The organism is Sphingobacterium ginsenosidimutans (assembly GCF_039536865.1).
GTDB classification, from domain to species: Bacteria; Bacteroidota; Bacteroidia; order Sphingobacteriales; family Sphingobacteriaceae; genus Sphingobacterium; species Sphingobacterium detergens.
Map to the genome: position 1 here is coordinate 1300084 of NZ_BAAAZK010000007.1, position 13918 is coordinate 1314001.

19 protein-coding genes are annotated in these 13918 nt (G+C 40.8%); 9 read left to right on the plus strand and 10 right to left on the minus strand.

Annotated features, from left to right (window positions below; all coding sequences use genetic code 11):
* Positions 1-16: 16 nt before the first annotated feature.
* The 5 genes from ABFX33_RS17840 to ABFX33_RS17855 all read right to left on the minus strand — a co-directional run bounded on the left by ABFX33_RS17840 (position 17) and on the right by ABFX33_RS17855 (position 1824).
* Positions 17-316, minus strand: a complete 300-nt coding sequence (locus tag ABFX33_RS17840) for a hypothetical protein (protein ID WP_346087197.1) — start codon at positions 314-316, stop codon at positions 17-19.
* Between the two features lie 22 nt (positions 317-338).
* On the minus strand, positions 339-494 hold the full coding sequence (locus ABFX33_RS26770; RefSeq protein ID WP_428835653.1) for a DUF7677 family protein: 156 nt from the start codon (positions 492-494) through the stop codon (positions 339-341).
* Complete coding sequence (locus tag ABFX33_RS17845; RefSeq protein ID WP_346087199.1) at positions 475-747, minus strand: hypothetical protein; 273 nt, start codon at positions 745-747, stop codon at positions 475-477. Before ABFX33_RS17845 ends, ABFX33_RS26770 begins: the two co-directional genes overlap by 20 nt.
* A gap of 601 nt (positions 748-1348) precedes the next feature.
* The gene (locus tag ABFX33_RS17850; RefSeq protein ID WP_346087201.1) at positions 1349-1612 is read right to left on the minus strand and encodes a SemiSWEET transporter; all 264 of its coding nucleotides are present in this window, start codon (positions 1610-1612) and stop codon (positions 1349-1351) included.
* A gap of 26 nt (positions 1613-1638) precedes the next feature.
* Positions 1639-1824 (minus strand): hypothetical protein, encoded by a 186-nt coding sequence (locus ABFX33_RS17855; RefSeq protein ID WP_346087203.1) that lies wholly within the window; start codon positions 1822-1824, stop codon positions 1639-1641.
* 227 nt (positions 1825-2051) lie between these two features.
* Between ABFX33_RS17855 and ABFX33_RS17860 the strand changes: the two genes are divergently transcribed.
* Positions 2052-2423 (plus strand): hypothetical protein, encoded by a 372-nt coding sequence (locus ABFX33_RS17860; protein WP_346087205.1) that lies wholly within the window; start codon positions 2052-2054, stop codon positions 2421-2423.
* 94 nt (positions 2424-2517) lie between these two features.
* Here the strand turns inward: ABFX33_RS17860 and ABFX33_RS17865 are convergent, their stop codons facing one another.
* From ABFX33_RS17865 to ABFX33_RS17880, 4 genes are all read right to left on the minus strand, one after another.
* Complete coding sequence (locus ABFX33_RS17865) at positions 2518-2964, minus strand: DUF2225 domain-containing protein (RefSeq protein ID WP_346087207.1); 447 nt, start codon at positions 2962-2964, stop codon at positions 2518-2520.
* 2 nt (positions 2965-2966) lie between these two features.
* The gene (gene xth, locus ABFX33_RS17870) at positions 2967-3743 is read right to left on the minus strand and encodes an exodeoxyribonuclease III (protein WP_346087209.1); all 777 of its coding nucleotides are present in this window, start codon (positions 3741-3743) and stop codon (positions 2967-2969) included.
* An 11-nt stretch (positions 3744-3754) separates the two neighbouring features.
* Positions 3755-4006 (minus strand): hypothetical protein, encoded by a 252-nt coding sequence (locus ABFX33_RS17875; protein WP_346087210.1) that lies wholly within the window; start codon positions 4004-4006, stop codon positions 3755-3757.
* Positions 4007-4084: 78 nt separating this feature from the next.
* Positions 4085-4192 (minus strand): DUF3606 domain-containing protein, encoded by a 108-nt coding sequence (locus ABFX33_RS17880; protein ID WP_346087212.1) that lies wholly within the window; start codon positions 4190-4192, stop codon positions 4085-4087.
* A gap of 727 nt (positions 4193-4919) precedes the next feature.
* On the opposite strand from ABFX33_RS17880, the gene ABFX33_RS17885 reads away from it, so the two are divergent.
* A complete protein-coding gene (locus tag ABFX33_RS17885; RefSeq protein ID WP_346087214.1) occupies positions 4920-5468 on the plus strand; it encodes a DUF4382 domain-containing protein in 549 nt (182 codons plus the stop codon).
* A gap of 16 nt (positions 5469-5484) precedes the next feature.
* On the opposite strand, the gene ABFX33_RS17890 is transcribed toward ABFX33_RS17885, so the two are convergent.
* Positions 5485-6099, minus strand: a complete 615-nt coding sequence (locus ABFX33_RS17890; protein WP_346087216.1) for an alpha-ketoglutarate-dependent dioxygenase AlkB family protein — start codon at positions 6097-6099, stop codon at positions 5485-5487.
* A gap of 453 nt (positions 6100-6552) precedes the next feature.
* On the opposite strand from ABFX33_RS17890, the gene ABFX33_RS17895 reads away from it, so the two are divergent.
* From ABFX33_RS17895 to ABFX33_RS17925, 7 genes are all read left to right on the plus strand, one after another.
* Positions 6553-7434: a DJ-1/PfpI family protein gene (locus ABFX33_RS17895; protein ID WP_346087218.1), complete on the plus strand. Its 882-nt coding sequence runs from the start codon at positions 6553-6555 to the stop codon at positions 7432-7434.
* A 396-nt stretch (positions 7435-7830) separates the two neighbouring features.
* Positions 7831-9183, plus strand: coding sequence for an aldehyde dehydrogenase family protein (locus tag ABFX33_RS17900; protein WP_346087909.1), 1353 nt, complete (start codon positions 7831-7833; stop codon positions 9181-9183).
* 5 nt (positions 9184-9188) lie between these two features.
* Positions 9189-10013, plus strand: a complete 825-nt coding sequence (locus ABFX33_RS17905) for an AraC family transcriptional regulator (protein ID WP_346087220.1) — start codon at positions 9189-9191, stop codon at positions 10011-10013.
* A gap of 17 nt (positions 10014-10030) precedes the next feature.
* Positions 10031-10828 carry an SDR family NAD(P)-dependent oxidoreductase gene (locus ABFX33_RS17910; protein WP_346087222.1) on the plus strand — a complete coding sequence of 266 codons (798 nt, stop codon included), beginning with the start codon at positions 10031-10033 and terminating at the stop codon, positions 10826-10828.
* Between the two features lie 339 nt (positions 10829-11167).
* On the plus strand, positions 11168-12457 hold the full coding sequence (locus tag ABFX33_RS17915; protein ID WP_346087223.1) for an epoxide hydrolase family protein: 1290 nt from the start codon (positions 11168-11170) through the stop codon (positions 12455-12457).
* A gap of 156 nt (positions 12458-12613) precedes the next feature.
* The gene (locus tag ABFX33_RS17920; RefSeq protein WP_346087225.1) at positions 12614-13075 is read left to right on the plus strand and encodes a protein-disulfide reductase DsbD domain-containing protein; all 462 of its coding nucleotides are present in this window, start codon (positions 12614-12616) and stop codon (positions 13073-13075) included.
* A 56-nt stretch (positions 13076-13131) separates the two neighbouring features.
* Entirely contained in the window at positions 13132-13905 is a 774-nt protein-coding gene (locus tag ABFX33_RS17925; RefSeq protein ID WP_346087227.1) for a DUF1223 domain-containing protein, read from the plus strand.
* Positions 13906-13918: the final 13 nt, after the last annotated feature.

Genomic DNA, 13918 nt, shown 5'->3' on the forward strand with positions numbered 1-13918 from the left:
CATCGATGGTCTTCCCCTAATTGAAAACTAGATAATCGTCCAGTGCTTCATTTTCTTCATTTAGGATCAATGCATAATAACCGACATTCGATTCTTTCGACAACAGATTCAACCTGACTTCGAGGACATAGTTCTCACTACGCATATCGTTATATAGAAATTTTATCGAATTCCTTTCAAGTTGGATATCACTAGCGGATATAGCTATTTCATTAAATAGGCAAGAATTCTCCTCTAGTTCGATACAGCTGACATAGGAATCGATCGCCCTTTTAAAACAATTCTCCAATATTTGATTATGTAAATCCGTTATCATAACAACTTATATTTTAAAGAAATTAGAGATCTTCTCTATAATTGATGTCTTTTAGTAGTTCATTATCTCCTATTACATATTGCAAAGTTCCATTTGTATAATAATAGACAAAATGTCTTAAAGCACTTTTGAAATCATCGGAAAGTTTGTATTTAGTTTTATTTATCCCAGATTTCATAGAATTCCTCTTTTCTAATTTCGCCGTTGGAAAACTCTTCACGATCTAAAGGTTGGTCGGTTAGAAAACCATATTCATTTTCAAAATTTTGCAGGTCATATTTTAATGTTCTGTCGTTTTGGAAGAGCTGCAACTGTTTGGTCACATTTAGATTTAAATCGGTTTCAAAATAATAGGTTGAGTTTCCCCAAGAATCTGTCAATTCGTCTCCAGTACTCTCATTCCAAAATTTCTTAAAATATCTTGAGTTCATTTGCGTAAGGGCTTTTCATAATCTTGCATACACGGAAAAAGCAGGGGCGAAATTTAGGCTTTCGAAGAACAAGATGTTTAATAATGACCAAACCTTGCAAATGCTTTTTCTAGTATACTAACTTACAAAAATTTGCAGATTTGAAAGCATTTTACCAAAGGAAAAAGACGAAGAATTAATAGAAATATTTATCCCGAACAACCAATCGAAATTTAAATGATCCCCTTCTAGGGAGAACATCTACCCCACAGCTGTTTAGGGGATCTAAAACCTGAAACAGGTTAAATAGCATATGCTGAAATTTTAAGAAAGTCTATATCGCAAGTTATAGTCCGGGTAGGTGATTATTATACAAGAAAAGGAAAAAGAATCAGGGAAGAAATCTGGACCCTTTCCTATAACCAAAAAAAGGAATCATGGCAGCTTGCAGAAAGTTTAAATTAAGACAATTTGGGTCACCATTATTCAGAAGTTTGATGAATGAATTGAGCTCAATGATAATTCCATTATTTTCTTGTTTAAAAAGCCATAATTTTAGCCTCAGAAAGATTATAAAGCCTCCATTACCCTTTAAATAATCATGCCCCTTCCTGCTTCTACTTTAATCAGAATTATCCTTATATAAAAAATAGCAGATAAAAAGACAGCTATTCACCAAGACTGCAAATGCATTCGAGAGAATAATGGGCAATTCATTTTTTAAAACTCCATACCATACCCATAATGAAAGACCACAAATAAGAACTAAAATCATGACCCATGACAAATCACCGACATTCTTTTCCTTTATTACTTTGATCAGTTGAGGGAGCATGGCTACAGAAGTCAATATTCCGGCCGCTATTCCTAATAAATTTTCATTCATTGTTAAAATCAAAACATTTTTAAAAGTTAAGCCTCATCCTTAGTGTTCTTTACAAGGCCAATGCCTGCGAAAAAGAAGATTAGGCCGAGAACTCCTACTACACCTAAGGTAGTATAAGCCTGGCTTTTCCCAATTAGTTCGTAACCTGTGTAAATTAATCCTATGATTCCAAGGACGGTAAGAACTGTTCCAAAAATTCGTTTAATATTCATAGCTGTTTTATTTAAGAATGCAAATATTAAGGCGCTCATTATTCCTTTTGTTATATCACAAAGCTCAATATGAAATGGTTTTCTCAGAGTTTACCATAAGCAGGAAAATTGATAGGTCAAATAACGACCTTATTCAATAAAGTTATTGTTCAACATTGCGTTGATTCTAAAAACATTCATTTTTTTTCAAAGCGCTTTTTTTTGTAATTTGTTAAAAAATAAGCCATATGGAAGGGACCAATAAAACTTTTGAGTTTCATTATGAAATAGATGAAAAACCTTATACAGTTAAGGGTAGTATATCCTCGTTTGAATGTGAGGATGATATAACAATTGAAAATATTGATTTGGAAAAAGACAAGGAATTTATTTTCAATGTATCTCTTATCAGTAATCCAAAAATAAATCTTAAGATTTTTGACAACACTTCTGCTCTCATTTATATCATCGGATATAAAGGGAAAGAAGGTCAGTTAGGATATATCGAAAATAACATTTTTATCCCGGAAAATGATCAGAATGAATTAGTAAGACAGATTTCTGTTAGCATCCTTGAAATTCTGCTTATAAATGGTTCAGGTCATTTTACCGATCAGTAAACCTATTTAGTTGAACTCCATCTAAAGCAATATTTAGCAGAAGTTCATTCAGAATATACATTTCTAAAATTTTGTTGAAATAGAGCCCCAGGTTTCACTTCTTTGCCCGCGCTACAGCTTTCTTTTTTTGCGGTTTTGGAGGTGTTTTAATTTTTTTCTGAACCGTTTCCAGCCGTTTTCTCCATGTTAGGATCTGCGGATCTTCATAAACTGGAAGACCTTTGTCGTTGAGAAGCCCCATTGATTTAGCCAGGCTGAGACTGAGCCGTGCAGATTTACGGTTTGCCTTCTTCCAGGTTTGTTGATCGTCCTTAATATCTTTTTCATATGCGCCGATGGCCTGCTTAATAACTGCCAATTCTTTTTTGTAATCTTTTAGCTTTCGATAAAGGATCATTAAGCGATTGTATGCCCCGGCCTGTAGTGGGTATTTGCTTATAATTTTGCTGTAGCTTTTTATGGCATCTTGCATTTTACCCTCGAGTTCCTGCAATCGTGACTCCTTTAGCAGCTCATTTTTGGATTTCCTACTAGCAGCCATAATTATTTTTTATCTTTCAATATAATCCAGACCGGCGCATGGTCACTGGCTTTTTCCCAGCCCCGCACCTGTCGGTCGATCCCACCTTCCAATAGCAACGGAGCAACGATTGGGCTTAAAAGAACATGATCCAGCCGGAGCCCGGCATTTCGACCGTATGCATTCCTAAAGTAATCCCAAAAGGTATAAACCTGTTGATCTTTAAAAAGCGTCCGTATCGAATCGAGCCACCCTTGGCCGATAAGCTGTTTAAACGCTTTTCGGACTTCAATGCTAAAAAGGGCATCTTCTATATATTTTTCCGGCTTGTAGACATCCTGTTCCGTAGGGATAATATTGAAATCACCAATAAGGATAGCAGGCACTTCCATTTTTATAAGCGCTTTTGACCGTTTCATTAATCGCTTTATCCAGGCCATTTTATATTCAAATTTAGGTCCCGGATAAGGATTACCGTTGGGCAGATAAAGACAGCAAATTAGAATCTGGTTGATGATAACCTCCAGGTAGCGGCTATGGCTGTCCTCTTTATCACCAGGTAACTGCCTTGTCACTTCGGCAATTTCAAATTTAGAAAGGACAGCTACACCATTCCAGCTTTTCTGCCCATGCCACACCGCGTTATAACCTGCGTCATTAATGGCCTTTAAAGGAAAGCGATCCTGTGGTGCTTTTAGTTCCTGTAAACAAACGATATCCGGCGACTCCTCCTTTAACCAGCGAAGCAATACGTTTAGCCGCCCATTAATACCATTGACGTTGTAGGTTGCTATTTTCATTTATCGTTATTTCAATTGTCATCCTTGTTACGGTCAACCTCTAATAAAAAAAGCAATTTGCTGATGGCAGGTTTATGCCACTGCTCCGGCAGATCACCTTTGATATAAGCCAGGTCTTCATCTAAAATCAGCTGGCAGCCGTCCATCGTAATGCGAGCATACTTGCCGCTCTCTCCCTCCTTGCCAACTTCGAAATCAAAATATTTTTCAACTCCTTCGCTATTGGTTACCGGGATTCCTGTAAATGTGGTTCTATCTGTCATATCATTTCTTATTATTTTTTAGATGTTTAGTGATTTCTTCCTGCTATTACTGATCTTCTCAATTGCCGCTTCGACTTCCTAAAGAGATACGCCAAGTTCTTTTGTGATGTAATCTACTTCATACGATTCGCCTCCTGCAATTTGATTGCGGTCCCTTGGGTCCTTTTGATTTTTATTGTCTGCCATACAAAACAGTTTTTTGAATAGAACAAGCGCCAACACATACAGTTTGCCCGTTTTGACATATTAACAAAACAGGTAATATTCAACAACTAAGGGCATGTGGTTATATTTACCAGAAAAGTCGTATTATGAAAAATATGACAGCCCATATAATCCCGATGCATTGTACCCAAAGATCCGTTGGACAGTGAAGGGTATCTCTATGAAGTGAAATGGGATGGTTACTGGATCGTTTCATTTGTAGAGAAAGGAAAGGTACACATGGACTCCCGTAGCAGGTATAATTGCACGGTTAAGTATCCTCCGGTAGAAAAGGCGCTAAAGAGTAAAACTAAGTCAACTCTATTTTAGATATTTTATAAAAAACCAGTCCGTTGTCGAAATGATTTTATCCTTATTTCTTGCCTGTATCTTATATCGATGAACTTGTGCTCCAGCAACTATCAGCGCTATTTGATACGTTTAAAAACTCGTTGGACTTTTTGAGCATCTTGAGATCCGATTCGGTTTCCCATTTCGTCCCAAAGGACTTTTTAGGTGTCAGTACATTTACCTTGATGTAATCGAAAACCAAATTTGCGATCTATCCGTCAACTCTTGGTCGCTTGAATAAAATGGAGGTTCTCGACATCCCCTGGGCAATTATTGATACTTCTTGCGACCGGTTTTTAAAAAAAGCAAACGATGGATGCTCCTCTTGTGTTCACCTTAAAAAACAATTATGACCTTCATGTCCAATACAAAAAATACACAGTTAATTGCCCGCAGGATGTCTGCAGTATTATATCTGATGCCCTTGGCCCTACTCATACTTTTGTGCAGCTGCCATAAGGACGATAGCCCCCCACCTGAGCAGGCGCACCTAAAAGTGAAGGTAAAAAGTGACGGTGATCAGTATGAGGCAGTATATCTCGATATCCAACAGCTCTGGACCCGCACGTCCACAGGTGGAGGAAAAATCGAGGCGAATAAAAGATTAAACATACTGGAGGTACAAAAGGATAGCATCATTGCAGGTGGCCATGTCCCGCATGGCACCCTACAGGAAGTTATGCTAAAAGTATCCCCAACGGGCAATCAGATAGTCAGGAATGGTTCTTCCTATCCTATAGGGACGCCACAGGGACAATATATTGCCATCAATATCCCTGGCGACAAGCTGCTCATACCGAATGAATCGCATGCCCTGATGCTTGATATCGATCTATCAGATTTTATCGAAGAGACGGCTAGTGGAAAATTTGTGCTTAATCCCAGCATAACTGGGGTACTGGATTAGTGCAATAATGAAATTGTTACGATTTACTTTCGCCGATCAGGCGAAATGTAAGGTTGATACGTGCTGTCATCTTTTGAGCGGATTTTGCAATACGATGTTCCCAGGTTTCCTGCAGATTGCCTTTCATCAACAACAATGAACCGTGCTTGAGCAGCAATGAATACTTCCTGCTATGATCATCCACTTTCCGGAAATCAAAATAGCGCGCTTGCCCCAGACTCACAGATCCGATCACGGGCCTGTTGCCCAGTTCGCTTTCTCGATCGCGGTGCCAGGCGACCGAATCATTGTTATCACGATATAGATTTAACAGTACTGAATTAAATGTACAGTGGAACTGTTGTTCAATCCGCTCCTTCAACGCTTTTAAGGGCATGAGCCATTGGTTTGCGGGGATGGTCTTTCCGGCCAGCTCATAACTCGTATCCTCATCACCATACCAAGCCGTCAACCGCGGTGTCAATACCGATCGGTCGTACATTTTTCTAAATGTCTGCTGCCAGGGCACCGCATTGAGCAAGAGATCAAACAGCTGATCTGCTTCCTGTGTTGTAAGAAAACTAGGCTCAAAATCCAAGAGCTCCTCGGGGAAATGATAACCTTCATTTTCAAATAAGCTAAGCTGATCCATGTTGCTATTATTTAAAATTTATAACAATGTGCCAATTCTCTCAAATGACCGTCCGACAAAGAAAGAACAATTTTTCCGGCAGAGCGTTTACCATTTTATTCAAAAATGCGTATTACTAACTCCGCGGATCGGGCTTTAGCTGTAGATCCATGCCCGCAATACAAGCTCCTAATCCAGATATCGACCTCCTCTACCTGTAAGTACCCAATTTTCCGACAGCTGGGATTGAACTTTCCTAAATTACGGTACGAATTGATTTATTTGTTTTTTGTGTCCCATACTTCCGTATAATTCTCTCACCTTCTTTGAGCACTGCTGCTTTCCATAAACATTTTTTATCTGAAACAGCATGGGCTTGGATATTGTTATCTCTTAAAGATTTACAAAATGTGGAAAGTTTGACATTCGAAGCTAATCAATAGCACGAATTTCAAATACTAAAAAAATATTACTATGTCATTATTTTCAAACGATTTGAGCAAAGAGCCTGTATTTGATGGCATTGGCTACGAACCTTCTTTTTTTTCAAGAAAGGCGATGGTTACGACCAAGACAAATTACAGCAAAAAAAAGTACAGTGATGTCAACAAGGACACCCGAAAAAAGATCCTCGTGCTTTGCACAGAAGAGCGCTATATGACCATGAAAAATGGAAAGAAATTTTCGACGGGTAATCATCCGGTCGAAACACTGGTTCCCATTCTTCATTTCGAACAGGCTGGATTTGAGGTTGACTTCTACACCCCCACCGGTGATCCTGTAAAATTTGAGATGTGGGCTATGCCCTATGAAGATGAAAACATCGGTAAAATCCTCGACAAGTATAATACGCAATTTTCAAACCCGCACAACCTAAGGGATTTTATAGCCGACACGAATAAAGGATATGTTGACTACGTGGCCGTTTTTATCCCAGGCGGGCATGGCGCAATGCTCGGATTACCTGAAAATAATGATGTAAAAGAACTTATCAAATGGGCAGTAGCTGAAGATAAATATCTATTGGCAATCTGCCATGGTCCAGCAGCGCTCTTAAGCGCAGCAGATTGTGGAAACGCTGAGTTTCCCTTCAAGGGGTATAAGATCAATTCGTTTCCCGATGAAATGGATAAGACTTTACCAGAAAGTGGATATCAGCCGGGCGAGATGCCTTGGTTTTATGGCGAAAAACTCAAACAACTTGGAGTTGAAATTTTGAATAAAAAAATTGCCGGCGATTGTCACGTTGACAGAAAATTGATCACTGCTGATAGCCCATTAGCAGCTGATAAATTCGGTAAACTCTGCGCAGATGAACTTCTCGCCTATGAAAAATCAAGAGTGGAAAATGGATAGGCTATTTCTTTCAACTAAAAGGCTCCCTTATCGGTTAATAAGGGAGCCTTTTGGCTAGGTGTCCGCTTGAGCCAAATGTTAAACCGGCTTTGAGCATAGATCTAATTTAAAGTTAGGTATAGTGTTGGATTTCAGTGTATTTTTTCGTTAATAAAAGGGCTATATCCTGTTTTGCAAGCACATGGCCTTTATTGAATTCTAAGACCGAGCCCCAAATAGTTGAGCCTTTCAACAAAGTAATCTGGGCTTTCTAACAAACCTTTAAAGACAGCAGCGAAGTAATTTTGTGTCAGTAACAACGATGCTCTTGAGCTAAGTTTAAAAGACAGCAAAATGAAAATAATCAACCAGCATTACGTCGATGGTCAATTTCGGCCTTCGACAGGTACCGAGCAGATGGATATCATTAATCCTTCGGACGAAAGCCTCATCGGCCATCTCGTATTGGGCACTGAGCAGGATATGGAGGCTGCAATAGTTGCTGCATCAGCAGCTTTACCTTCTTTTGCACAAACATGCAGAGAACAGCGCATGCATTACCTACAGCAATTACACAATGCGCTGATGGAGCGGCTCGACGATCTGCAGGAAGTAACCACTACAGAGTATGGTGCAACGGAACAACGGTCTCGCTGGTCAAACCAGTATGCCGCAGAGACCTTCCTTTGTTTCAAGGAAATCCTTAAAGATTTTTCTTTCGAACGCCGCATAGGTCAGTCGGCAGTCACTATGGTGCCTATTGGCGTAACTGGGATCATGACGGCCTGGAATGCCAATTCAGGTTCTATATGTGTAAAACTCGCGGCGGCAATTGCTGCTGGCTGTACCGTAGTAATCAAACCCAGTGAAATGAGTGCGATTCAATCGCAGGTTCTGGCAGAATGCTTCGACCAGGCAGGACTTCCAGCCGGCGTAATCAATATGGTGCATGGACGTGGAGATATTTTGGGAACGGTATTGTCTACCCACCCTGCTGTGGCCAAAATTTTGTTCACAGGTTCTACAGTGGTCGGCAAGATCATTGCCCGTAATGCAGTAGATACCATGAAGCGCGTCACGCTGGAGCTAAGCGGAAAATCACCCAATATCATTCTTGATGATGCAGATCTCAAAACTGCAATACCAATGGCGGTAAATGCGGCCTTTATGAATAGTGGTCAGGCCTGTATTGCTGGAACACGACTGCTGGTGCCGGAAGCTGCCCTGCCAGAGATTAAAGCTATCTTGCTGAAAACGATGGCTACACAAAAAGTTGGCGATCCAAGAGATGAGCAGACGGTCATTGGGCCGATGGCCAGTCAGAAACAATTTGACCGGATTCAGCATTACATCAGGCGGGGGATCGACGAGGGTGCAGAACTTTTAATTGGTGGTCTGGGCAAACCGGATGGATTAAAGAACGGATTTTACGTCAAACCCACTATATTTACAGGTGTAAGTAATGAAATGACGATTGCGCAGGAAGAAATTTTCGGTCCTGTATTATCCGTTATTACCTACAAAACAGAGCAAGAAGCTATTGCCATTGCCAACGATACCATATATGGACTGCATGCTTATGTAAGCAGTTCAGACATGGCGCGGGCGCAGCAAGTGGCTGCACAGATTAATGCAGGCAGGGTAGCCATCAATACGATCTATCACGATGCGCTGGCACCATTCGGCGGATTTAAACAATCTGGCTTGGGTAGAGAAGGCGGCCGATATGGCCTCGAGGAACAATTAGAACCAAAAGTAATCATAAGCTAATCGCTATGGAATGCAAAAATGATATTTCCGAAAAAGCAAAAGATGCGGCCACAGGCCCCAGAATAGTGCTAAATACGTATTCCGGCAATACGATCGAAGGCGAAGCTTTTGTAGCAGACCATATCTTCAGTTATATTCTCCAGGGAAAACAGGATGTATGGCTTGCTGACCACAAGCATTCCTATCGGGAAGGTGACTTCCGTTTTTTTCGACGTAATCAGCTAACCAAATACGTAAAAAGTACCACCGATGGAAGTTTCAGGTCTATAGCGGTGCATATCGATCAGTGCACCTTAAAGGAAATGAGCGAGCAATATGGACTGAAAGCCGATAGCATAATTAATCCCCACACCGCACTTCTTATCCAGCCAGGTGCATTGATAAAAGGCTTTGTAGATTCCTTGGTTCCTTATCTACAACAACAAATGGATGACCGCATTGTAGCGATAAAAGCCAGAGAGCTTGTTTTACTACTTATTCAGCTTAATCCGGCATTTAAAAATGTGCTGTTTGATTTTAATGAACCGGGCAAGATCGACCTCGAAGCTTTTATGAACAGCCATTACCGCTACAATGTACCATTGGAACGTTTCGCTTTTCTTACGGGCCGCAGCCTTTCCGGTTTTAAGCGCGATTTTGAAAAGCAGTTTCATACCAGCCCGGGCAGATGGCTGTTGCAGAAGCGCCTGGATACAGCCCGCTTCTTGATCGAACAGCAAAAAGGGAAACCATCCGATGTATACCTGGATCTGGGTTTTGAGGATCTCTCCCATTTTTCCTTTGCCTACAAAAAGGAATTTGGTTATGCGCCAAATAAAAAACATTCATAACATAAAAATCAAGTAAAATGGACATACAATTAAAGGGCAAACGTGCCCTGGTAACCGGATCTAGTTCCGGATTGGGCGAAGCCATTGCTAAAATGCTCGCAAGTGAGGGTGCCATGGTAATAATACATGGACGTAACCTTAAACGGGCCGAAGATGTAGCTGCGGAGATTAACGCTTCTGGTGGTTCTGCGGCAATAGCGATCGGAGATCTTGCGACAGATGAAGGCGCAGATGCAGTAGCTGCAGCGGCACTCTCAGCCGGACCGGTGGATATACTTGTTAATAATGCCGGAGTTACTTCCCACAAATCATGGGACGAAGCAGATACGGAAGACTGGTTAGCGTTGTACAATACCAATGTGGTTTCATATGTACGTATGATACAGCGCATCGTTCCACAGATGAAGGAGCTCGGTTGGGGTAGGTTAATACATATTGGTGGAGGATTGGCCATACAGCCCATAAAGGAACAGCCACATTATAATGCTACCCTTGCCGCGCGACATAATATGTCTGTATCGCTCGCAAGGCAGCTTAAAGAGACGGGTATCACTTCTAATATCGTATCTCCAGGAGCCATCATCAATCCAATGGTAGAACAATGGCTTGAGCAGGCAGCACCTAAATTCGGATGGGGAACGGATATGGAAGAGATTAAGTACAAAGCAGTTCAGGAGCTTATCCCAAATGATGTCGGTAGGTTTGGTGCACCTGAAGAAATTGCGGGTGCCGTTGTCTACCTATGTAGTCGTTTTGCTGACTATATTAGCGGTTCTGTCCTACGGGTCGACGGGGGGACGATCCGTTGTTTATAAAATCTGACCGACAAAGTGAAACAGCGGTTTATCTACTGCTGTTTTCTATTTTTGAAATTTTTGCATTCATAATAAAGCTTTTGCTCTGGAGACCAATATGATATATCCGCCAACTTTCAATGGAGGATAAGCTAATCAATAAAGTTATAGCTCATCCTATTATTATTTATATTATTCAGAACATGATCTACGATAACGTCATCTTGTTCGCGGATTAAAATAACCAACTCGACGGCTATTATGTCCACTTGAACCGATTGTTTCTTTCTAAAGCCTTTGGGCTGGTCTACATTTGTTTCAACAAAAAGAAATCAGAACAAAAATTTAAAACAAGAAACAATGAAAACAAAACTTACAACTGCTCTTTTAGCTGCAGCATTCTCTCTAAATGTACCTACCATTGCCAGTGCTCAAAACAACAAAACAACCAGTACGGTTTCAAAAACAGACACCAGCATCCGGCCATTTAAGATCAACATTCCACAGTCAAAGCTTGACGAGCTCAAACGACGTATCGCGGAAACTCGCTTTCCCGATAAAGAAACTGTGAATGATGCATCTCAAGGCATTCAATTAGCACAGTTGAAGGAACTGCTAATGTATTGGGGAAAAGGATATGACTGGCGAAAACTTGAAAAAAAATTAAATGCTCTTCCACAATACATAACAAAAATTGATGGTTTGGATATCCAGTTCATTCATGTCCGCTCAAAAGAATCCAATGCACTTCCGATAGTCCTTACCCACGGTTGGCCAGGGTCACCGCTAGAATTCATAGATGCCATTGGCCCGCTGACGGACCCTGTAAAATATGGTGGAAAAGCAGAAGATGCGTTCGACGTGATTATCCCCGCAATTCCAGGATATGGCTTTTCGGAAATCCCCAAAGAAACCGGCTGGAATCCGGACCGTGTAGCCAAAGCTTGGGATGTATTGGTAAAACGCCTTGGCTACACAAAATATGTTTCGGAAGGGGGCGATCATGGGTCAGTGATCTCCGATGCGCTGGCACGACAGGCTCCAGCCGGGCTTCTTGGAATACACCTTACGATGCCCGCAACAATTCCAACTGAATTGGTAAAACCCATTAACGCTGGTGACCCTATCCCTGCTGGACTTTCGGAAGATGAAACTAGAGCATATAATTCTTTAAGTACATTCTTTGGAAGAAATGCAGCTTATGGTGGAATGATGGTTACAAGACCACAAACAACAGGTTATCTTCTGTCTGATTCTCCGAGTGCACTTGCAGCATTCTTGTACGAAAAAATTGCAGAATGGACAGAAAGTGACCTACAACCAGAAAAAGTAATCCATAGAGATGCAATCCTGGATGACATTACGCTTTATTGGTTGACGAATACCGGTGCTTCCTCTTCACGATTCTATTGGGAAAATAATAACAATAATTTCAGTTCAGACCATCAAAAAACAAAGACTATAAAAGTTCCTGTGGCTATTTCCGTATTCCCACATGAAATCTACCAGGCACCTGAAAGCTGGTCAAAAGCCGCTTATCCCACGTTGTATTATTATCATAAAGCGAAAAAAGGAGGACACTTTGCAGCATGGGAGCAACCTCAGATTTTTACGGAAGAGCTTAGAGCTGCGTTCAAATCCCTTAGATAATATGGTTTAATGGTTTCAACAAATTGGAAAAGGGCGGTCATTTCGCTGTTTGGGAGCAACCCGAACGCTTTACAAAAGAAATGAAAAATGCTTTCAGATCATTAAGATCAAATCTGCATAACAAAACGACTTTTTTAACAAAAAAGAATAAGAAAAATGAACAAGCTAGCAATTTTAATGATCGCAGTGCTAATGATATTCTGCGGTTATTCCAACGGCCAGACTTCCCATAGTCAGGTAACTTGGGAATGTATATTCAAAAGAAAATCCCCAGATGAAGGGGAAATTTCCATGAAAGCAAAAATACCCCTAGGGTGGCATATGTATGCACTGGGTAATAGCTCCAAAAGCCCCATAAAAATGAACTTTAAATTCCTGCCTGATAAATCTTATGAACTGGTCGGGAAAGTGAGCCAACCCACGCCAATCCGAAAGTTCGAAAAAGTATTGGGTATTCCTGTAACCTATTTCGAGAACGATGTTGAGTTTAGACAAAGAATCAAAATAAAAGGAAAGAACGGCACGATCAGGGGGACAATTCAGTTTATGCAATGCAGCGATGAAATCTGCATTCCACCTCAAGACTTCGGTTTTGCCCTCAAAATCTTTAGTTTATAGTTGACAAACCAACATCCTTAATTCATCTTTTCATCAATAAAATAAAAATCAACAGCATGAAATCGATAAAAGAGATATTATACGTCTTAAGTCTTCCTTTGATCATCACACTGATTATGGCTTTCAAAGGATTTGCAGATGACCAGAAATTGGAGAACATCAAAGCAAAAAACTCGGGTAAAAGCTTCGCCGTCGTCGAACTGTTTACTTCCGAAGGTTGCTGGAGCTGTCCTCCCGCAGACGAACTGATCGCTAAGCTCGAAAAGGATAACGAAAACAAGAAACTTTTTATTCTGGCATACCATGTAGATTATTGGGATCATCAGGGATGGAAAGACCGTTTTAGCAAAGCCAAGTTCACAGAAAGACAAAAAGAATATGCAACGTGGATGAACATAGGGACCTTATACACGCCTCAGATGGTAATCAATGGTAAGACAGAAACAGTGGGCTCCGAATCCACCAAAGTATTGCGCAGCATTCAGTCGGCAATGCTGGAGTCCCATGCGGAAAACCTGATTGTAAAAATAGAAAAATCCGAAGGTAAATCTATTCAGATCGGCTACACATCAAAATCAGCATTGAAAAACTCCACAATCTTCATGGCACTTGTTCAAAAGAAAGCCTCTTCGCAGGTGTCCGCAGGTGAAAACGCCGGAAAAGCGCTATCACATGTACAAATTGTAAGGGACCTGCAAAGCCGAACACTTCAAGCCAATGGCAGCTTCTCATTCAAACTTCCGGATACTAAAGAAGATTGGGAAATTATCGCTTTTGAACAGAACCAAAATACTGGAGAAATCATTGATGCGGCCAGCGTAAGTTTATAGGGAAATCCTGTCC

What these genes read in the sequence shown, in the direction of transcription:
- ABFX33_RS17860 (WP_346087205.1), top strand. Translation starts at nt 2,052, where the DNA reads ATGGAAGGGACCAATAAAACTTTTGAGTTTCATTATGAAATAGATGAA.
- ABFX33_RS17900 (WP_346087909.1), top strand. Translation starts at nt 7,831, where the DNA reads ATGGATATCATTAATCCTTCGGACGAAAGCCTCATCGGCCATCTCGTA.
- ABFX33_RS17915 (WP_346087223.1), top strand. Translation starts at nt 11,168, where the DNA reads ATGAAAACAAAACTTACAACTGCTCTTTTAGCTGCAGCATTCTCTCTA.
- ABFX33_RS17875 (WP_346087210.1), bottom strand. Translation starts at nt 4,006, where the DNA reads ATGACAGATAGAACCACATTTACAGGAATCCCGGTAACCAATAGCGAA.
- ABFX33_RS17880 (WP_346087212.1), bottom strand. Translation starts at nt 4,192, where the DNA reads ATGGCAGACAATAAAAATCAAAAGGACCCAAGGGACCGCAATCAAATT.
- ABFX33_RS17905 (WP_346087220.1), top strand. Translation starts at nt 9,189, where the DNA reads ATGGAATGCAAAAATGATATTTCCGAAAAAGCAAAAGATGCGGCCACA.
- ABFX33_RS17920 (WP_346087225.1), top strand. Translation starts at nt 12,614, where the DNA reads ATGAACAAGCTAGCAATTTTAATGATCGCAGTGCTAATGATATTCTGC.
- ABFX33_RS17865 (WP_346087207.1), bottom strand. Translation starts at nt 2,964, where the DNA reads ATGGCTGCTAGTAGGAAATCCAAAAATGAGCTGCTAAAGGAGTCACGA.
- ABFX33_RS17840 (WP_346087197.1), bottom strand. Translation starts at nt 316, where the DNA reads ATGATAACGGATTTACATAATCAAATATTGGAGAATTGTTTTAAAAGG.
- ABFX33_RS17895 (WP_346087218.1), top strand. Translation starts at nt 6,553, where the DNA reads ATGTCATTATTTTCAAACGATTTGAGCAAAGAGCCTGTATTTGATGGC.
- ABFX33_RS17845 (WP_346087199.1), bottom strand. Translation starts at nt 747, where the DNA reads ATGAACTCAAGATATTTTAAGAAATTTTGGAATGAGAGTACTGGAGAC.
- xth (WP_346087209.1), bottom strand. Translation starts at nt 3,743, where the DNA reads ATGAAAATAGCAACCTACAACGTCAATGGTATTAATGGGCGGCTAAAC.
- ABFX33_RS17885 (WP_346087214.1), top strand. Translation starts at nt 4,920, where the DNA reads ATGTCCAATACAAAAAATACACAGTTAATTGCCCGCAGGATGTCTGCA.
- ABFX33_RS17910 (WP_346087222.1), top strand. Translation starts at nt 10,031, where the DNA reads ATGGACATACAATTAAAGGGCAAACGTGCCCTGGTAACCGGATCTAGT.
- ABFX33_RS26770 (WP_428835653.1), bottom strand. Translation starts at nt 494, where the DNA reads ATGAAATCTGGGATAAATAAAACTAAATACAAACTTTCCGATGATTTC.
- ABFX33_RS17925 (WP_346087227.1), top strand. Translation starts at nt 13,132, where the DNA reads ATGAAATCGATAAAAGAGATATTATACGTCTTAAGTCTTCCTTTGATC.
- ABFX33_RS17850 (WP_346087201.1), bottom strand. Translation starts at nt 1,612, where the DNA reads ATGAATGAAAATTTATTAGGAATAGCGGCCGGAATATTGACTTCTGTA.
- ABFX33_RS17855 (WP_346087203.1), bottom strand. Translation starts at nt 1,824, where the DNA reads ATGAATATTAAACGAATTTTTGGAACAGTTCTTACCGTCCTTGGAATC.
- ABFX33_RS17890 (WP_346087216.1), bottom strand. Translation starts at nt 6,099, where the DNA reads ATGGATCAGCTTAGCTTATTTGAAAATGAAGGTTATCATTTCCCCGAG.